The following is an 18,202-nucleotide window of genomic DNA, read 5'->3' as shown; positions in this document are numbered from 1 at the left end:
TTTTGTGCTGCTGTTTTTCTCCCTCCCTACATCTACAAATTTCGCTCAATTTTTGCTTGACTTTTTGTTTGCAGGCACTCCTTATATCTTTCTGTATACATTGAATTTGTATTTAGTAAAATGCAGACAACACCACGGATCGGCTTTTGGTTGGACAATTCCAACCAAACACCACAGCAGACAGCAGAAAACATTCTGAACGCTAGGAAGCCGGTATGATTGTTACATATAAGGGGAAGAAAAATTTCTTTTAGGTACTTGCTTTCCTAAAACTGATGTGATACAATGATTTAATCCAGAAAAGGAGTAAAAAATATGCGGCAAGGTATTCTTAAATAAAACTATAATCAAATAGTGGGAACAAAGGATTATGATAGCTCCTTTTGTAGGGGCTTAGTTTTTTGTACCCAATTTAAGAATACTTTTGCCTTATCAATTTTGACATATCCCCAAAAACAGCAATCACAAACAGGTGTATGCTGTATATGTGTATGTCCGCAACTTATAATCCCCAGTGGTAAAAGTATTTTACTGCTGGGGATTTTTATGCCCTTTGGGGCTGTAAAGGGAGGACAATCACATGAAAATAATCAATATTGGAATTCTTGCCCATGTAGACGCTGGAAAGACGACCTTGACGGAGAGCCTGCTATATGCCAGCGGAGCCATTTCAGAACCGGGGAGCGTCGAAAAAGGGACAACGAGGACGGACACCATGTTTTTGGAGCGGCAGCGTGGGATTACCATTCAAGCGGCAGTCACTTCCTTCCAGTGGCACAGATGTAAAGTTAACATTGTGGATACGCCCGGCCACATGGATTTTTTGGCGGAGGTGTACCGCTCTTTGGCTGTTTTAGATGGGGCCATCTTGGTGATCTCCGCTAAAGATGGCGTGCAGGCCCAGACCCGTATTCTGTTCCATGCCCTGCGGAAAATGAACATTCCCACCGTTATCTTTATCAACAAGATCGACCAGGCTGGCGTTGATTTGCAGAGCGTGGTTCAGTCTGTTCGGGATAAGCTCTCCGCCGATATTATCATCAAGCAGACGGTGTCGCTGTCCCCGGAAATAGTCCTGGAGGAAAATACCGACATAGAAGCATGGGATGCGGTCATCGAAAATAACGATAAATTATTGGAAAAGTATATCGCAGGAGAACCAATCAGCCGGGAAAAACTTGTGCGGGAGGAACAGCAGCGGGTTCAAGACGCCTCCCTGTTCCCGGTCTATTATGGCAGCGCCAAAAAGGGCCTTGGCATTCAACCGTTGATGGATGCGGTGACAGGGCTGTTCCAACCGATTGGGGAACAGGGGAGCGCCGCCCTATGCGGCAGCGTTTTCAAGGTGGAGTATACAGATTGCGGCCAGCGGCGTGTCTATCTACGGCTATACAGCGGAACGCTGCGCCTGCGGGATACGGTGGCCCTGGCCGGGAGAGAAAAGCTGAAAATCACAGAGATGCGTATTCCATCCAAAGGGGAAATTGTTCGGACAGACACCGCTTATCAGGGTGAAATTGTTATCCTTCCCAGCGACAGCGTGAGGTTAAACGATGTATTAGGGGACCAAACCCGGCTCCCTCGTAAAAGGTGGCGCGAGGACCCCCTCCCCATGCTGCGGACGACGATTGCGCCGAAAACGGCAGCGCAAAGAGAACGGCTGCTGGACGCTCTTACGCAACTTGCGGATACTGACCCGCTTTTGCGTTGCGAAGTGGATTCCATCACCCATGAGATCATTCTTTCTTTTTTGGGCCGGGTGCAGTTGGAGGTTGTTTCCGCTTTGCTGTCGGAAAAATACAAGCTTGAAACAGTGGTAAAGGAACCCTCCGTCATTTATATGGAGCGGCCGCTCAAAGCAGCCAGCCACACCATCCATATCGAGGTGCCGCCCAACCCGTTTTGGGCATCCATAGGACTGTCTGTTACACCACTCTCGCTTGGCTCCGGTGTACAATACGAGAGCCGGGTTTCGCTGGGATACTTGAACCAGAGTTTTCAAAACGCTGTCAGGGATGGTATCCGTTACGGGCTGGAGCAGGGCTTGTTCGGCTGGAACGTAACGGACTGTAAGATTTGCTTTGAATACGGGCTTTATTACAGTCCGGTCAGCACGCCGGCGGACTTCCGCTCATTGGCCCCGATTGTATTGGAACAGGCATTGAAGGAATCGGGGACGCAGCTGCTGGAACCTTATCTCTCCTTCATCCTCTATGCGCCCCAGGAATACCTTTCCAGGGCTTATCATGATGCACCGAAATACTGTGCCACCATCGAAACGGCCCAGGTAAAAAAGGATGAAGTTGTCTTTACTGGCGAGATTCCCGCCCGCTGTATACAGGCATACCGTACTGATCTGGCCTTTTACACCAACGGGCAGAGCGTATGCTTGACGGAACTGAAAGGGTATCAGGCCGCTGTCGGCGAGCCGGTCATCCAGCCCCGCCGTCCAAACAGCCGCCTGGATAAGGTGCGCCATATGTTCAGTAAGATCACTTGATACACCACAGCGAGGAAGGTTATTGTATTTCCCTGTCTTTCGTGGTAAAATGTAGTTGTAAACCACCAGAGAAACCAATCTAATTTTACCGTTGATAGCCATTTTCTTGATAGCCAAATGATAGCAAAAGTTCGGCAAGCCCATAGGATAAGGATAATAGGTATCAGGAAAAATCAAATGGTATCAAATCCCCCAAACAAAAGCGTTTAGAATTAAGTTTCATTTTGCGAGTTTTAGAAAATGACGAAGTGGTGGCTATTTTTAATGAGCAACAATATGCGCAAGATTTTATCGCTTACGAAAAGACAATTTCTGATAAGCAATTTGAAATTGAAAAAGTAGATATTGCTGCATTATCTTAAAATTTTGTATAATAGGAATTGAAGTTAAATTAGATGCTAAAAATTTGTAATTAAGAAGGAGGGATTCGTCATGTTGGTATTCCAAATGCGTAATGTAGATAAAACATCTACTGTTTTGAAACAGACTAAAAACAGTGATTACGCAGATAAATAAATACGTTAGATTAATTCCTACCAGTGACTAATCTTATGACTTTTTAAACAGATAACTAAAATTACAAACAAATCGTTTAACTTCTGTATTTGTTTATAGATGTAATCACTTCAGGAGAGATTACATGAACAAAAATATAAAATATTCTCAAAACTTTTTAACGAGTGAAAAAGTACTCAACCAAATAATAAAACAATTGAATTTAAAAGAAACCGATACCGTTTACGAAATTGGAACAGGTAAAGGGCATTTAACGACGAAACTGGCTAAAATAAGTAAACAGGTAACGTCTATTGAATTAGACAGTCATCTATTCAACTTATCGTCAGAAAAATTAAAACTGAATACTCGTGTCACTTTAATTCACCAAGATATTCTACAGTTTCAATTCCCTAACAAACAGAGGTATAAAATTGTTGGGAATATTCCTTACCATTTAAGCACACAAATTATTAAAAAAGTGGTTTTTGAAAGCCGTGCGTCTGACATCTATCTGATTGTTGAAGAAGGATTCTACAAGCGTACCTTGGATATTCACCGAACACTAGGGTTGCTCTTGCACACTCAAGTCTCGATTCAGCAATTGCTTAAGCTGCCAGCGGAATGCTTTCATCCTAAACCAAAAGTAAACAGTGTCTTAATAAAACTTACCCGCCATACCACAGATGTTCCAGATAAATATTGGAAGCTATATACGTACTTTGTTTCAAAATGGGTCAATCGAGAATATCGTCAACTGTTTACTAAAAATCAGTTTCATCAAGCAATGAAACACGCCAAAGTAAACAATTTAAGTACCATTACTTATGAGCAAGTATTGTCTATTTTTAATAGTTATCTATTATTTAACGGGAGGAAATAATTCTATGAGTCGCTTTTTTAAATTTGGAAAGTTACACGTTACTAAAGGGAATGGAGATAAATTATTAGATATACTACTGACAGCTTCCAAGAAGCTAAAGAGGTCCCTAGCGCCTACGGGGAATTTGTATCGATAAGGGGTACAAATTCCCACTAAGCGCTCGGGACCCCTTGTAGGAAAATGTCCTAAGTGTGGCAACAATATTGTATTAAAAAAATCGTTTTATGGTTGTTCAAATTATCCTGAATACCCATTTACCGTCTGCGGTCAGACCGTCCTGCTCTGCAACGCCGCCCTTGCCGACGCGATCTCTGTTTTGCCGGAGCAGACGCGGGAAGAAATCCTGCGCTATTACTTTCTGCGCCAGCCGCAGCGCGTGATCGGCGCGTGTATTGGCCGGTCACGCAGCACAGCGGGGCGGCATATCCAGCTTGCCTTGCAGCGGCTACGCGAAGAAATGGGGGTGAGCCGGTATGAGTAGACTTCTCCCCTATGAAACAATCCTCAAAGCCCGTGAGGGCGACCCAGAAGCCGTGAACGCTGTCCTGCTCCACTACGCCGGATATATCCGCTATTTCTCAAAAGTGAACGGGCAGGTCAACGCCGAGGTGGAGGACTATGTAAAGCAGCGGTTAATTGACTGTCAATTCAAGTTCCGGCTTGACGAACCACCGGACAAGTCATAAAAACTGAATACCAGCCGCCACCGACGCGGCCAGCGAAAGCAGTAAGTCTTGAAAAAGATTTACTGCTTTTTTTGTTGTCCGGCTCCGCTCCCGGCCATTTTGCCCCCTGCCGGTTGTAGTAGTAAGCGAGGAGGGAATTTTTCTGCCCTGGTGTTTGGCATTTGGAGCATTTACCCGTAGTAGAGGGCAAAGAGAAAGGATTTCTCCAACACCGGGTAGAAACCACTGCGTCCGGTGTCATTTTAGCGAAAGCGGGCAGGAATGCCCTTTACAGGATTAGTAGTAGCAGAAAAAGAGAAACAAACTTTTGTGGTTGCAGTTTTCCAAAAAAGTGGCGGACGGAAGTGAGAGAAAGTTTGCAGTCACGGAGAGCAAGTTTCTACCACGGTGCCAAAATCCGCAATTCTGCAGTTTTGCCCCTCGCGGGAAACTTGTTGGGGAGTGCCTTCCCCAAACCCTGCTCATGCGCCCTTACGGGCGAGAAAGGAGGTCACACCATGCGAAAGAAATACAACACGCCCCACCGCAGCCGCGTTGTGAAAACCCGGCTGTCCGAAGATGAGTATGCCGACTTCACAGCGCGGCTTGCGCCCTATGGTATCAGCCAGTCCGAATTTCTCCGGCAGGCGATACGGCGGGCGACCATACGCCCGGTTGTCCATGTGTCGTCGGTCAATGACGAGTTGCTTTCCGCTGTCGGGAAGCTGACAGCCGAGTACGGCAGGATCGGCGGCAACCTCAATCAGATTGCCCGGTATCTGAACGAATACGGCGTACCCTACAACACCCTTTCCGGCGAGGTACGCGCCGCCATATCCGACCTTGCCGTCCTCAAGTATGAAGTCCTCAAGAAAGTAGGTGACGCGGTTGGCAACACTCAAGCATATCAACTCTAAAAACGCCGACTACGGAGCCGCCGAGCAATATCTTCTCTTTGAGCATGACGAGTTTACCATGAAGCCCGTCCTTGATGAAACCGGCAGGCTTATCCCCCGCGAGGACTACCGGCTGTCCACGCTGAACTGCGACGGGGAGGATTTTGCCGTTGCGTGTATGCGGGCCAATCTCCGCTATCAGAAAAACCAGCGGCGGGAAGATGTGAAAAGCCACCACTACATCATCAGCTTTGACCCGCGGGACGGGCCGGACAACGGCCTGACCGTAGACCGGGCGCAGGCGTTGGGGGAACAATTCTGTAAAGAGCATTTTCCCGGCCACCAGGCCCTTGTCTGCACCCACCCGGACGGGCATAACCACAGCGGCAACATTCATGTGCATATCGTCATAAACAGCCTGCGGATTGAGGAAGTGCCGTTCCTGCCCTACATGGACAGGCCGGCCGATACGAAAGTCGGCTGCAAGCACCGATGTACCGACGCTGCCCTGCGCTACTTCAAATCCGAAGTCATGGAGATGTGCCACCGGGAGGGGCTTTATCAAATCGACCTCTTGAACGGCAGCAAGAACCGCGTCACCGACCGGGAGTATTGGGCGCAGAAAAAGGGACAGGCCGCGCTGGACAAGCAGAACGCCCCCATGATTGCCGATAGTATCACGCCCCGGCAGACCAAGTTTGAAACGAACAAGGAGAAGCTGCGGCAGACCCTACGGAAAGCCCTTGCCACCGCCGCCAGCTTTGACGAGTTTTCCTCTCTGTTGCTGCAGGAGGGTGTGACCGTCAAGGAGAGCCGGGGGCGGCTTTCCTACCTCACGCCGGACAGGACAAAGCCAATTACCGCCCGGAAGCTGGGCGACGATTTTGACCGCGCCGCTGTCTTTGCCGTTTTAGAGCAAAACGCCGCCAGAGCAGCCGAAGCGCCAGCCAGATCCCCCGATCCCCCACGCACCATAAAAGACCGCTTGCAGGTTGCCAGAGCCGAGATAGCCGCCCCGAAACAGGACGGAGTGCAGCGGCTTGTGGACATTGAGCAGAAAATGGCCGAGGGCAAAGGCCGGGGCTATGAACGCTGGGCGAAGATACCTTGCCGCCAACGGGAAAAGCTACCAGAACTATGCCGCCGCCCTGCGGATATGGGCGGGGAACGACAAAAAGGAAGCCCCTAAAAAGGGCATACCAGACTACTCATGCAAGGAGGGCGAGAGTTTATGAAGAATGAAATCAACGCGGTTTTGGAGAATATGACGACCACCATCCCGGAGCCGGAGGACTACACCGGCGAGGACGGTTTACTGTACTGCGGCAAGTGCCGCAAGCCGAAAGAAGCCTATTTTGCGCCGGATAAGGCCGCTATCTTCGGGCGCGACCGCCACCCGGCAGAGTGCGACTGCCAGAGAACCGCCCGCGAGGAACGGGAAGCCGCCGAAAAGCGGCGCAGACACCTTGACACCGTGGAAGAACTGAAACGCCGGGGCTTTACCGACCCCACCATGCGGGACTGGACTTTCGAGAACGACAACGGCAGGAACCCGCAGACCGGGCTTGCCCGCCGGTATGTGGAGCATTGGGAAGATATGCGGACAGACAATATCGGCTGCCTGTTCTGGGGCGGCGTAGGCACCGGCAAAAGCTACCTTGCAGGCTGTATCGCAAACGCCCTCATGGAGAAAGAAATCCCCGTCCGCATGACGAACTTTGCTCTTATCCTCAATGACCTTGCCGCCAGCTTTGAGGGGCGCAACGAGTACATTTCCCGCCTTTGTCGTTATCCGCTGCTGATCCTTGACGACTTCGGCATGGAACGCGGGACGGAATACGGGCTGGAACAGGTGTTCAATGTGATTGACAGCCGTTACCGCAGCGGCAAGCCGCTGATCGTCACGACCAACCTTACGCTGGACGACCTGCACAACCCGGAGGACACCGCCCATTCCCGGATTTATGACCGCCTGCTTTCCATGTGCGTCCCGGTACGCTTTACCGGCGACAACTTCCGGCAGGAAACCGCCAAGCGGAAAATGGAGAGCATGAAGAAACTGATTACCGACTGAAAGGAGTATTGCCTATGGCAGATAACAAGCAGCACGACACCCGCACCACCCGCCGCCCTGACTGTGTGACGGAAATCCGCATGGGCAATTCCGTCCTTGTCGTGTCCGGCTATTTCAAGAAAGACACCACAACCACAGCCGCCGACAAAATGGCGCGGGTACTGGAAGCGGAAGCCGCTGCTACACAGGAGCCGACTTATCCGGCGTGAACCGGGGCATGGAAAAGCGGCCATGCCAGGGAGCATGACCGCTGGAACGAAAATCGGAAGTGCTTTAGCAATTCTTAATCTCATTCTCTATAAAATAATTTGCAATTTCAAAGGCTTTTATTCTTCTCTTTGCCAATGTGATTTGTGATTTATAACGCTCGGAATTATCCTTTGATTCAAATGTTTTTACTGTTTCTCTTAGCTTGTGCAGAGTTGAATCAATTTGCCTTTTGGCCGCGGTTAATTCATCTATTGTATACTTCATGTTTTCTCCTTTAACTTCTGATTTTTTTGTTAAATCAGAGTATACCACGGAGTTATGAACTTTTCTACTGCAAATATGGGACGACAACCCATACCATAAAAATCGGAAAATTGAAAAGCTGTAAAGAAGCAAATTTAACGCTTTTGCCGCTGTACAGCCCCCGCCGTTCCGTGGTACAATGAAACCACGGAATAGTGGGGCTGGCTGTCGGAAACGGAGGATTTTATGTTAAGACAAGCCACCCAAAACCTCATTACCGCCCTTTATCCGAGATTGTCCCACGAGGATGAATTGCAAGGCGAGAGTAATTCCATATCGAACCAAAAAAGGATACTCGAAACCTACGCAAAACAGAACGGCTTTACCAATCTGCGCTGGTACACCGACGACGGTTTTTCCGGCGCGAACTTCCAGCGGCCCGGATTTCAAGCCATGCTTGCGGACATTGAAGCCGGGAAAGTGGGTACGGTCATCGTCAAGGACATGAGCCGGTTAGGGCGAAACTACTTGCAGGTAGGGTTTTACACGGAAATGCTGTTCCCTCAAAAGGGTGTGCGTTTTATCGCTGTCAACGATAATGTGGACAGTGCCAGCGAGGGCATGGACAACGATTTTACCCCGCTGCGAAATCTGTTCAATGAATGGCTGGTGAGAGATACGAGCAAGAAAATCAAGGCAGTGAAAAAGTCAAAAGGCATGAGCGGCAAGCCTGTTACCAGCAAGCCGGTTTACGGCTATGTGATGGACGAGGACGAGAATTTTATTATAGACGAGGAAGCCGCCCCGGTGGTGCAGCAGATTTACCAGCTTTGCCTTGCCGGGAACGGCCCGACCAAGATTGCCCGTATGCTGACGGAGCAGCAAATCCCCACGCCGGGGACGCTGGAATATCAGCGGACAGGCAGCACCCGCCGTTATCACCCAGGCTATGAGTGCAAATGGGCGACCAACACCGTCGTTCATATCCTCGAAAACCGAGAGTACACCGGATGTCTGGTGAACTTCAAAACGGAAAAGCCTTCTTATAAGGTCAAGCACAGCATAGAGAACCCCGTCGAGAAGCAGGCCATTTTCGAGAACCACCATGAGCCGATCATCGACAAGGAAACATGGGAACGGGTGCAGGAGTTACGCAAACAGCGCAAACGCCCGAACCGCTACGATGAAGTGGGGCTGTTCTCCGGGATTTTGTTCTGCGCCGACTGCGGCCATGTGCTGTATCAGCAGCGGTATCAGAACAAAGACCGCAAACAGGACTGCTACATCTGCGGCAGCTACAAGAAGCGCACCCGCAACTGTACGGCGCACTTTATCCGCACCGATCTGTTGACCGCTGGTGTCCTGGCAAATCTCCGGCAAGTGACCGAATACGCAGCCAAGCATGAGAGCCGGTTTGTGAAACTACTTGTCCAGCAGAACGAGATCGGCGGCAAGCGAAAGACCGCCGCAGCCATCAAGCAGCTTGAACAGGCGCAGGAACGCATTTCTGAAATCAGCCGCATTATCAAGCGGCTGTATGAGGACAATGTAAACGGCAAAATCAGCGATGAGCGTTTCATGGAACTGTCGGCTGACTACGAAGCCGAGCAAGCGGAGCTGAAAAAGAGAGCCGCCGCCCTGCAAGCCGAACTGGACAAGTCACAGGCAGCTACCGTCAACGCCGAGAAATTTATGGGCATTGTCCGCAAGCACCTTGCCTTTGAAGAACTGACCCCCACTCTCTTGCGGGAAATGATCGAGAAAATTGTGGTGCATGAGTGCAGCTATGATGAGAACGGCACCCGCAGGCAGGACATTGAGATTTATTACAGCTTTGTCGGCAAGATTGACTTGCCCGAATAACCGCCCGACCTATCCGACACAATGGCCAAGTGTCGGATAGGAACGGCAAAATTTTTTGCACTTCTATTGCTTCTTTATCACACATAAGCAAAAAGCCAGGGCATCAAGCAGCTCATGGCCGGCGGGGGTGTCGCCCTCATCGGCGTGACCCTGATCCCGCTGCTGTCCGGCCTGCTGGGCTGATGGCTCCCCATAACACCCGCGGGAGGTCCCGGTACACGGGGCCTCCCGCAAAGGAGGTGATCCCCGTTGATCTTTGACGCGATACAGGAGTGGTTCCAGGAACTGCTCATTGACGGTATCATATCCAACCTGACCGGGATGTTTGATACCCTGAATGCCAAGGTGGGCGAGATCGCCGGGGAGGTGGGCATGACGCCCTCGGCGTGGAACAGCGGTATCTTCAACATGGTCCGTAACCTCTCGGAGACCGTCATTGTCCCCATCGCCAGCATCGTCCTCACCTTTGTCATGTGCTATGAGCTTATCCAGCTCATCATTGAAAAGAACAATCTCCATGACTTCGACACCTGGATCTTCTTCAAGTGGATCTTCAAGACCTTCTGCGCGGTGCTCATCGTCACCAACACCTGGAACATCGTCATGGCGGTGTTCGATGTGGCGCAGAATGTGGTGAGCCAGAGCGCCGGCGTCATTATTTCGGACGCGGGCATCGACATATCCAGCGTGACCGCCGACCTGGAGACCCAGCTCGCGGATTGGAGCATTGGCGCCCTGCTGGGGCTGTGGTTCCAGAGCATCTTCGTGGGGCTGTGTACGCAAATCCTCTCCATCTGTATCTTCCTGGTCATCTACGGCCGGATGATTGAGGTGTATTTGGTGACCTCGATAGGTCCCATCCCCTTTGCCACGATGGCGAACCGGGAATGGGGCAACACGGGGCAGAACTATCTCCGCTCCCTGCTGGCCCTGGGCTTCCAGGCGTTCCTCATTATGATCTGCGTGGGCATCTACGCGGTGCTGGTGGAGGGCATCTCCCTGAGCGGCGACAACATCTCCGGCGCTATCTGGGGGTGCATGGGGTACACGGTGCTCCTGTGCTTCACGCTTTTCAAGACCGGCAGCCTCGCTAAGTCCCTGTTCGGGGCGCATTGAGGAGGTGGCTGTTTGAAGATCGGATTGGTGGATGTGGACTCTCACAACTTTCCCAACCTCTGCCTGATGAAGCTCTCCGAGTATCATACACGGCGGGGCGACCGGGTGGAGTGGTGGAGCCCCAAAGGCCGCTATGACCTGGTTTACAAGAGCCGTGTATTCACGGACACCTACTCCAAGGACACCATCGTGGTGAACAATGCGGACCAGGTCATTCAGGGCGGTACGGGCTATGGGCCGGGTGGCAAGGACCTCCCCTATGAGATTGAGCACATCCGGCCGGACTACTTTTTGTATCCGCGGTTTTTGGGAACGGCCTACGGCTTTTTGAGCCGGGGCTGTCCGAGAAACTGCGGATTTTGCATTGTCAGCGGCAAGGAGGGGCGCAGGAGCGTCAAAGTCGCTGACCTCTCTGAATTTTGGCGCGGTGAGGACGAGATCAAACTGCTGGACCCCAACCTGCTGGCCTGCCCGGACCATGAGGCGCTGCTGGAACAGCTTGCCGCCAGCCGGGCGCTGGTGGACTTTACCCAGGGACTGGACATCCGGCTGACGAACCCGGACAACATCGCCCTGCTGAACAAGGTGCGGACCAAGGCGGTGCATTTCGCCTGGGACAACCCGGAGGAGGACCTGACGGAGCACTTCCGGCGCTTTGTGGCGCATACCGCCATCCGAAGCGACCGGAACCGGCGGGTGTATGTACTGACCAACTACGGCAGCACCCATGAGCAGGACCTCTACCGGGTGAACACCCTGCGGGCCCTGGGGTATGACCCCTATGTGATGATCTATGAGCGTCCCACCGCCCCCAAGATCACCCGCCATCTTCAACGGTGGGTGAACAACAAACGGATTTTCCACACGGTAAAAGATTTCAAGGACTATGCTCCCATGAAAAAGGAGGTGCATTGATTGGCCTATGTAACGATCCCAAAGGACCTGAGCCGGGTACAGAGCAAGGTTCTGTTCGGCCTGACCAAGCGGCAGGTGATTTGTTTTGGAGCGGCAGCGGTGATCGGCGTGCCGCTTTTCTTTCTGACCAAGGAGGCGCTGGGCACCACCACGGCGGCGCTCTGCATGATTCTGGTCATGCTGCCTTTTTTCCTGTTCGCCATGTACCAGCGCAACGGGCAGCCCCTGGAGGTGTTCCTGGGGCACCTTATTCAGAACAAGTTTATCCGCCCAAAGACACGGATCTACCAGACCAACAATCTCTATTCCGCCCTGGTGCGGCAATACAAACTGGAACAGGAGGTGAGAAAGATTGCAGGCAAAAACGGCAAGACAAGAAAAAACGGCAAAGCCCAGGCGTAAGCTGACCCGCGCCGAGCGAAAGCAGATCGAGGCGGTGGTCCGCAAGGCCAAGGGGGACGGGAAAGCCCATACGGTGCAGGACAGCATCCCCTTCCGCAATATGTTCCCGGACGGGCTGTGCCGGCTGGAGGGCGGGACCTTCTCCAAGACCATCGCCTTTGAGGATGTCAACTACCGCCTGGCTTCGCCGGAGGACCAGCGGGACATCTTTGAACATCTCTGCGACTTCTACAACGGCTATGACCCCTCCATCGGGGTGCAGATGACTTTGAGCAGCCGGTATGTGGAGCATGGGCCGGAGGAGGACCTGTTCGGCATCCATCCCCAGGGGGACGACCTGGACCCTGTCCGGGAGGACGCGGCCGGGATACTACGCTTCCAGTATGAGCGGGGCAGCAACGGCTATGTGAAAACCAAGTATGTCACCCTGACCATCGAGGCGGAGAACCTTCTGGCGGCGCGGGCGCGCTTCGCCCGCATTGAGACCGACACCCTCAACCGCTTCAAGGTCATGGGGGCCGCCGCCCATGTGCTGGACGGGAAGGAGCGGCTGGAACTGCTTCACGGTATCCTCCACCCGGCAGACGGCCGCCGTCCGGAGGGCGGGAAGTTCGCCTTTGACTGGGACTGGCTGGCGCCCAGCGGGCTGTCGGTCAAGGACTTCATCTCCCCGTCCTCCTTCCACTTCGGGGAGACCCGCACCTTCCGCATTGGCGAGATGTACGGGGCGGTGAGCTTTTTGCAGATTACCGCCCCGGAGATCCACGACCGCATTTTGGCGGAGTTCATGGAGACCGAGGGCAATATCCTGGTGACCATGCACATCCGGGGCATCAACCAGAATGAGGCCATCAAAATGGTCAAGCGGAAAATCACCGACCTGGACGCCATGAAAATTGCGGAGCAGAAGCGGGCGGTGCGCAGCGGATATGACATGGACATCCTTCCCAGCGACCTTGCCACCTACGGCGGTGCGGCAAAGACCATCCTCCAGGACCTGCAATCTCGCAACGAGAGAATGTTCAATTTGACCTTCCTGGTCATGCACATGGCGGAGACAAAGCAGAAGCTGGAGATCGCCGTGTCCCAGGCGGCCAGCGTCGCCCAGACCTACAACTGCCTTCTGACCCGGCTGGACTTCCAGCAGGAGGACGGGCTGATGAGCAGCCTTCCCCTGGGGCTCAACCGTATCAGGATCGAGAGAAGTCTCACCACTTCGGCGCTGGCGGTGTTCGTTCCCTTCGTCACCCAGGAGCTGTTCATGGGCGGGGACGCTATGTACTACGGCCTCAATGCTTTGAGCAACAACATGATCCTTCTGGACCGCAAACAGTCCAGAAGCCCCAACGGGCTGGTGTTCGGCACGCCGGGCAGCGGCAAGTCCATGAGCTGTAAGCGGGAGATCACCTTCATCATCCTGACCACCAAAGATAACGTCATCATCTGCGACCCGGAGGACGAGTATTCGCCCCTGGTGAAGCGGCTGGGCGGGCAGGTGATCCGGCTGTCCCCGTCCAGCACCGACTATGTGAACCCGCTGGACATCAACCTGAATTATTCGGATGAGGAGAACCCCCTGGCGCTGAAAAGTGACTTCGTGCTGTCCTTCTGCGAGCTCATCATGGGTAGCAAGACGGGGCTGGAGGCCATCGAGAAAACCGTCATCGACCGGGCTGTGCAGAAGATCTACCAGCCCTACTTCGCGGACCCCCGGCCGGAGAATATGCCCATCCTGGGCGACCTGATGGAGGCGCTGCTGGCGCAGGGCATCCCGGAGGCGGACCGTGTGGCGCAGGCATTGGATCTGTATGTCAACGGCTCCCTCAACTTCTTCAACCACCGCACCACGGTGGACATCCGCAACCGGCTGGTCTGCTTTGACATCAAGGGCCTGGGCAAAAACCTGAAAAAGCCGGGGATGCTCATTGTCCAGGACGCGGTGTGGAACACAGTCACCATCAACCGGGCCATCGGCCGCTCCACCTGGTATTTCGTGGATGAGTTCCACCTTCTGCTGAAGGAGGAGCAGACGGCGGCCTATTCGGCGGAGATCTGGAAGCGGTTTAGAAAATGGGGCGGGGTGCCTACCGGGGCGACCCAGAACCCCAAGGACCTGCTCTCCTCCCCGGAGATCGAGAACATCCTGGAGAACAGCGACTTCATCTATATGCTCAACCAGGCCGCCGGCGACCGGAAGATCCTGGCGGAGCGGCTGAACATCTCCTCGGAACAGCTTGCCTATGTGACCAATTCCGAGCCGGGCCACGGGCTGCTGTTCTTCAACAATGTGATCCTGCCCTTTGCGGACGACTTCCCCAAGGACACGGAGCTTTACAAGCTGCTCACCACCAAGCCCAGCGAAGTGGAGCACGCGGCGGAAACGGAGGCGTGAATATGAAGAACAAACTGTATATCATCGAAGGAAAAACCTATCTCGACCATATCAACGATGAGGTCCACCTGTACGGCCTTCTCCATCAGCTTGCCTTCCTGGCGGGCCGGATCAAGGACGAGGAGGATGTGTTCCATGTGCTGGACACGGCGAAGCGGTACGGCGAGATCGCCGAGGAGAAGTTCCAGGGCTGGGACATCCCCGGCCGCTACCTGGTGTTCGGCGACCCCAAGGATTTGAAGGGGCTCATGGACAAGGAGCTGGACGAGGTGGAAGTGGTTCCCGCAGAGGAGCCGGCGCCCAAGAAGTACAAGGACGAGTACATCATCCCCGGCAGCGGCTTCCGTATGCTGGTGGGCGACATCCACCACCTGATCGTCCTCTACTATTCGCTGGCCCGCCGCCTGTCCGAGGCGGAAACGGAGAAGGACTTCCTCCGCCTGAAGAAAAAGGCAGGCGGCTATGAGAAGGTGCTGAAAAAGCTCTACCGCAGCCTGGGCCTCCCGGAGGACAGCAACGCCGCCCAGGACATCCTGGAGGAGTCCATCATCAAGCGCCATAATCTGGTCCGCCTGGAGGATGTGGAGGAGCCCCAGGACGAGGGAGACCTTGAAGGGGACGAGGTATGGAGCGACTGACTCATGTGAGCCTGTTCTCCGGCATTGGCGGTCTGGACCTGGCGGCGGAGGCAGCTGGGTTCGAGACCGTCTGCCAGTGTGAATGGGCGGACTACCCCTATTCCATCCTGGAACGGCACTGGCCAGACGTGCCGAAGTTCCGGGACATCACCACATTCACGAAGGAGGCGTTTTTTGAGAAAACAGGACTTGAAACAGTCACCATTATCTCCGGCGGCTTCCCCTGCCAGCCCTTCTCCACCGCGGGAAAACGGAAGGGCTTTGCGGATGAACGCTACCTGTGGCCGGAGATGTGCCGCGTTATTGCCGAGCTGCGGCCCCGTTGGGTGCTTGGGGAAAATGTTGCTGGCTTCATCAATATGGGGCTCGACAAAACGATTTTTGACCTGGCAAAAGCGGGATACGCTGTTCTCCCATTCGTATTTCCGGCTTGCGGCGTCGGCGCGTGGCATGAGCGCCAGCGAACTTTTATCGTCGCGGCTGATGTTTCCCACGCCCCTTGCCTCCGACAAATCCACCTGCAGGGACGCGGCAAACCTGGATGTGTTCCTGTCGGACAATGGGATCTTCCGCAAGCGGAACAGGGACGGGACGATCTGGAGCCTGAGCCTTTCGGCGGCGGTGTTCTACCTGACGCCGGCGGCGTCGGAGGGCTACCGCTCCACCCTGAAACCGGAGGCCTTCCGGGGCAAGTCCCCGTCCAGCAACCTTTCGGCCCAGGTGATCCACCAGGAGCAGCCCCTGTCGGAGAAGGCGGCGCTGAACCCGGATTGGGTGGAATGGCTCATGGGCTTCCCGAAAGGATGGACGGCCGTATCCTCTGGGCCGGCGAGCCGGAGGGCGTCCCCCGCATAACCGAGGACACGAAGGACCGGGCCCTGCGGCTGAAAACCCTGGGCAACGCGGTCTGCCCGCCCCAGGCCTATCCCATTTTTCACTATATCGCGGCGATTGAAACCGGGGCGTGCGCCGGCATCTGCCCCTATGGAGGAGGTGACGGATAAATGCAGGAATGGAAAGCCTCCGAGAAGGAGGCCCAGAAGATGACCCGTGACGGGGCCATTTCGGTGAACCTGGTGACCGGCGAGGCCACCCATATTTCGGACCGTCCCTCGGAGCAGGACTATTCCTCCGCTGATGACACGGCGGAAACGTCTGGCCGGGTAGTGGATGAGATGGAGGGCCATGTGGAACGGCGCCAGGCGAAAAAAGTGCGGCACAAGCGGCGCGACACCTTCCGGGAGGGTGAGGCGGCCAGGGACCGCCCTTCCTCCCTTTTGCAGTTTTCGGAGGCAGACCGGGCGGCGCCGGAGCTGAAAAAGGCTGTCCGCAAGTCCGACAAGGCAGCGGATAAGCTGGACGCGGCAAAGGCCGCCGTCCCCGTGAAGCCGCCCGGCAAGGAACACGGCAACCCGCTGGCCCGGCCGATCCAGGAGGTCAAGTCTACCCTCCACGGCGAGGTGAGCAAGGTGGAGGGTGAAAACTCCGGCGTCCAGGCCGGCCACCTGGGGGAGCGGCAGATCGAGAAGGCTGTGGGCTATGGCGGCCGCCGCTTCCACCAGGCGCGGGCAGACCGCAAGCTGAAACCCTGGCGGGATGTATCAAAAGCGGAGCAGGCGGCGGTGAAAGCCAATGCGGATTTCTATTGGCAGAAATCCGTCATGGAGAACCCCCAGCTTGCGTCCAGCAATCCCATCTCCCGGCTGTGGCAGAAGAAGCGCCTGCAAAAGCAGTACGCCGCCGCACACCGGGCAGGGACCGGCGCGACCCAGGCCGCGGGCAAGGCGTCCCAGACCGCCGCCTCCGCAGCGAAGAAGGGCGGCGGGACCATCGCCCAGAAGCTGGGCGGCTTCGTTACCAAAAACAAGCACACCCTCCTCATCGTGGGCTGGATTGGGCTGATCCTCATGCTCATCATGGGGCTGATGCAGTCCTGCACCTCCATGTTCGGGGGCGGGACTTCCGGCCTGGTGGCCTCCTCCTATCTTTCGGAGGACTCAGACCTGACCGGGGCCGAGGCCGCCTACTGCGAGATGGAGGCGGAGCTGCAAGAATATCTGGACACCTACGAGGCCACCCACGACTACGACGAATATCACTTTGACCTGGACGAGATCGAGCATGACCCCTATGTGCTGCTGTCCATCCTGTCGGCGCTTCACGAGGGGGTGTTCACCCTGGACGAGGTGCAAGGGGATCTGGAAATGCTCTTTGACAAGCAGTACATCCTCACCGAGACCGTGACCACTGAAACACGGTATCGGACAGAAACGAGGACGGACAGCGAGGGCAACGAGTACGAGGTAGAGGTTCCCTACACCTGGTACATCTGCACCGTCACGCTGGAGAATTTCGACCTCTCCCATGTGCCGGTCTATATCATGGGCGAGGACCAGCTCTCCATGTACGCCGTGTATATGTCCACCCTGGGCAACCGGCCGGACCTGTTCCCGTCCTCCGGGTATGTGGGCAAGTACATTGAGAACCCGCCCACGGCCTGGGACATCCCCGCCGAGTATCTGACGGATGAGCGGTTCGCCACTCTCATCACCGAGGCGGAGAAATACCTGGGATACCCTTATGTCTGGGGCGGGAGCAGCCCGGAGACCTCCTTCGACTGTTCCGGCTTCGTGAGCTATGTGCTGACCAATACCGGGCTGTGCAACACCGGGCGGCTGGGCGCCCAGGGGCTCTACAATATCTCCACCCCGGTATCCGATCCCCAGCCGGGCGACCTGGTGTTTTTCGTGGGGACCTACGACACAAGCGGGATTTCCCATGTGGGCATTTATGTGGGCGACAATATGATGCTGCACTGTGGAGATCCGATCTCCTACACTAATTTGAACACCAGCTACTGGCAATCACACTTTTATGCCTACGGCCGGCCGCCGTACAACTGATGGGAGG

The 18,202-nt window shown here is 54.5% G+C and carries 19 protein-coding genes and 3 pseudogenes; 21 read left to right on the top strand and 1 reads right to left on the bottom strand.

All coding sequences use genetic code 11. The features are described 5' to 3' along the window. The 12 genes and pseudogenes from ACESYO_RS13330 to ACESYO_RS13270 all read left to right on the top strand — a co-directional run. Positions 1-199, top strand: a 199-nt coding sequence (locus tag ACESYO_RS13330; protein WP_373210350.1) for a hypothetical protein, incomplete at its 5' end; no start/stop codon positions are given. Between the two features lie 381 nt (positions 200-580). Further along, entirely contained in the window at positions 581-2,500 is a 1,920-nt protein-coding gene (gene tet(W) / locus ACESYO_RS13325) for a tetracycline resistance ribosomal protection protein Tet(W) (RefSeq protein ID WP_373210352.1), read from the top strand. Between the two features lie 224 nt (positions 2,501-2,724). After that, positions 2,725-2,862: a hypothetical protein gene (locus ACESYO_RS13320; RefSeq protein ID WP_207654896.1), complete on the top strand. Its 138-nt coding sequence runs from the start codon at positions 2,725-2,727 to the stop codon at positions 2,860-2,862. Positions 2,863-2,932: 70 nt separating this feature from the next. Then, positions 2,933-3,016, top strand: a complete 84-nt coding sequence (locus ACESYO_RS13315) for a 23S rRNA methyltransferase attenuation leader peptide (protein WP_001814874.1) — start codon at positions 2,933-2,935, stop codon at positions 3,014-3,016. A 124-nt stretch (positions 3,017-3,140) separates the two neighbouring features. Then, positions 3,141-3,878, top strand: a complete 738-nt coding sequence (gene erm(B), locus ACESYO_RS13310) for a 23S rRNA (adenine(2058)-N(6))-methyltransferase Erm(B) (RefSeq protein WP_001038795.1) — start codon at positions 3,141-3,143, stop codon at positions 3,876-3,878. A gap of 145 nt (positions 3,879-4,023) precedes the next feature. Further along, complete coding sequence (locus tag ACESYO_RS13300) at positions 4,024-4,359, top strand: topoisomerase DNA-binding C4 zinc finger domain-containing protein (protein ID WP_096920757.1); 336 nt, start codon at positions 4,024-4,026, stop codon at positions 4,357-4,359. Continuing rightward, a complete protein-coding gene (locus ACESYO_RS13295) occupies positions 4,352-4,564 on the top strand; it encodes a helix-turn-helix domain-containing protein (protein ID WP_002586615.1) in 213 nt (70 codons plus the stop codon). The genes ACESYO_RS13300 and ACESYO_RS13295 overlap by 8 nt, the downstream gene beginning before the upstream one ends. Positions 4,565-5,061: 497 nt before the next feature. After that, complete coding sequence (locus tag ACESYO_RS13290) at positions 5,062-5,460, top strand: plasmid mobilization protein (protein WP_002596229.1); 399 nt, start codon at positions 5,062-5,064, stop codon at positions 5,458-5,460. Continuing rightward, a pseudogene (locus ACESYO_RS13285) lies at positions 5,432-6,544 on the top strand (relaxase/mobilization nuclease domain-containing protein); the annotation flags it as partial. The gene ACESYO_RS13290 and the pseudogene ACESYO_RS13285, both read left to right, overlap by 29 nt. After that, positions 6,540-6,674 (top strand): annotated as a pseudogene (locus ACESYO_RS13280) (replication initiator protein A); the annotation flags it as partial. The pseudogenes ACESYO_RS13285 and ACESYO_RS13280, both read left to right, overlap by 5 nt. Continuing rightward, positions 6,671-7,513, top strand: coding sequence for an ATP-binding protein (locus tag ACESYO_RS13275; RefSeq protein ID WP_002596233.1), 843 nt, complete (start codon positions 6,671-6,673; stop codon positions 7,511-7,513). The pseudogene ACESYO_RS13280 and the gene ACESYO_RS13275, both read left to right, overlap by 4 nt. A gap of 14 nt (positions 7,514-7,527) precedes the next feature. Next, a complete protein-coding gene (locus ACESYO_RS13270; RefSeq protein WP_002596234.1) occupies positions 7,528-7,722 on the top strand; it encodes a transposon-encoded TnpW family protein in 195 nt (64 codons plus the stop codon). 64 nt (positions 7,723-7,786) lie between these two features. Here ACESYO_RS13270 and ACESYO_RS13265 read toward each other — a convergent pair whose 3' ends face one another. After that, positions 7,787-7,987 (bottom strand): hypothetical protein, encoded by a 201-nt coding sequence (locus tag ACESYO_RS13265; protein ID WP_002596235.1) that lies wholly within the window; start codon positions 7,985-7,987, stop codon positions 7,787-7,789. Positions 7,988-8,212: 225 nt separating this feature from the next. Between ACESYO_RS13265 and ACESYO_RS13260 the strand changes: the two genes are divergently transcribed. The 9 genes and pseudogenes from ACESYO_RS13260 to ACESYO_RS13220 all read left to right on the top strand — a co-directional run bounded on the left by ACESYO_RS13260 (position 8,213) and on the right by ACESYO_RS13220 (position 18,195). Continuing rightward, the gene (locus ACESYO_RS13260) at positions 8,213-9,829 is read left to right on the top strand and encodes a recombinase family protein (RefSeq protein ID WP_002596236.1); all 1,617 of its coding nucleotides are present in this window, start codon (positions 8,213-8,215) and stop codon (positions 9,827-9,829) included. 87 nt (positions 9,830-9,916) lie between these two features. Then, positions 9,917-10,012 (top strand): annotated as a pseudogene (locus tag ACESYO_RS13255) (Maff2 family mobile element protein); the annotation flags it as partial. A 66-nt stretch (positions 10,013-10,078) separates the two neighbouring features. After that, positions 10,079-10,945 carry a VirB6/TrbL-like conjugal transfer protein, CD1112 family gene (locus tag ACESYO_RS13250; RefSeq protein WP_373210355.1) on the top strand — a complete coding sequence of 289 codons (867 nt, stop codon included), beginning with the start codon at positions 10,079-10,081 and terminating at the stop codon, positions 10,943-10,945. Between the two features lie 12 nt (positions 10,946-10,957). Next, positions 10,958-11,860 (top strand): radical SAM protein, encoded by a 903-nt coding sequence (locus tag ACESYO_RS13245; protein WP_302608843.1) that lies wholly within the window; start codon positions 10,958-10,960, stop codon positions 11,858-11,860. Then, positions 11,861-12,262: a PrgI family protein gene (locus ACESYO_RS13240; protein ID WP_302608842.1), complete on the top strand. Its 402-nt coding sequence runs from the start codon at positions 11,861-11,863 to the stop codon at positions 12,260-12,262. Then, complete coding sequence (locus ACESYO_RS13235; RefSeq protein WP_373210357.1) at positions 12,213-14,654, top strand: VirB4-like conjugal transfer ATPase, CD1110 family; 2,442 nt, start codon at positions 12,213-12,215, stop codon at positions 14,652-14,654. Before ACESYO_RS13240 ends, ACESYO_RS13235 begins: the two co-directional genes overlap by 50 nt. Before the next feature lie 2 nt (positions 14,655-14,656). Then, a complete protein-coding gene (locus tag ACESYO_RS13230; protein WP_373210359.1) occupies positions 14,657-15,292 on the top strand; it encodes a hypothetical protein in 636 nt (211 codons plus the stop codon). Further along, positions 15,280-16,296 carry a DNA cytosine methyltransferase gene (locus ACESYO_RS13225; RefSeq protein WP_373210360.1) on the top strand — a complete coding sequence of 339 codons (1,017 nt, stop codon included), beginning with the start codon at positions 15,280-15,282 and terminating at the stop codon, positions 16,294-16,296. Before ACESYO_RS13230 ends, ACESYO_RS13225 begins: the two co-directional genes overlap by 13 nt. Next, positions 16,297-18,195 carry a C40 family peptidase gene (locus ACESYO_RS13220; RefSeq protein WP_373210361.1) on the top strand — a complete coding sequence of 633 codons (1,899 nt, stop codon included), beginning with the start codon at positions 16,297-16,299 and terminating at the stop codon, positions 18,193-18,195. Positions 18,196-18,202: the final 7 nt, after the last annotated feature.

Origin of the sequence: Allofournierella massiliensis (assembly GCF_964241245.1) — a bacterium.
Taxonomy (GTDB): domain Bacteria; phylum Bacillota; class Clostridia; order Oscillospirales; family Ruminococcaceae; genus Allofournierella; species Allofournierella massiliensis.
The sequence above is the reverse complement of the archived record's forward strand: the minus strand, read 5'-3'. Positions and strand labels throughout refer to the sequence as shown.

Coding starts and splice junctions, on each gene's coding strand:
- ACESYO_RS13260 (WP_002596236.1), top strand. CDS start 8,213: ATGTTAAGACAAGCCACCCAAAACCTCATTACCGCCCTTTATCCGAGA.
- ACESYO_RS13315 (WP_001814874.1), top strand. CDS start 2,933: ATGTTGGTATTCCAAATGCGTAATGTAGATAAAACATCTACTGTTTTG.
- ACESYO_RS13230 (WP_373210359.1), top strand. CDS start 14,657: ATGAAGAACAAACTGTATATCATCGAAGGAAAAACCTATCTCGACCAT.
- ACESYO_RS13270 (WP_002596234.1), top strand. CDS start 7,528: ATGGCAGATAACAAGCAGCACGACACCCGCACCACCCGCCGCCCTGAC.
- ACESYO_RS13225 (WP_373210360.1), top strand. CDS start 15,280: ATGGAGCGACTGACTCATGTGAGCCTGTTCTCCGGCATTGGCGGTCTG.
- ACESYO_RS13290 (WP_002596229.1), top strand. CDS start 5,062: ATGCGAAAGAAATACAACACGCCCCACCGCAGCCGCGTTGTGAAAACC.
- ACESYO_RS13220 (WP_373210361.1), top strand. CDS start 16,297: ATGCAGGAATGGAAAGCCTCCGAGAAGGAGGCCCAGAAGATGACCCGT.
- ACESYO_RS13295 (WP_002586615.1), top strand. CDS start 4,352: ATGAGTAGACTTCTCCCCTATGAAACAATCCTCAAAGCCCGTGAGGGC.
- ACESYO_RS13265 (WP_002596235.1), bottom strand. CDS start 7,987: ATGAAGTATACAATAGATGAATTAACCGCGGCCAAAAGGCAAATTGAT.
- ACESYO_RS13275 (WP_002596233.1), top strand. CDS start 6,671: ATGAAGAATGAAATCAACGCGGTTTTGGAGAATATGACGACCACCATC.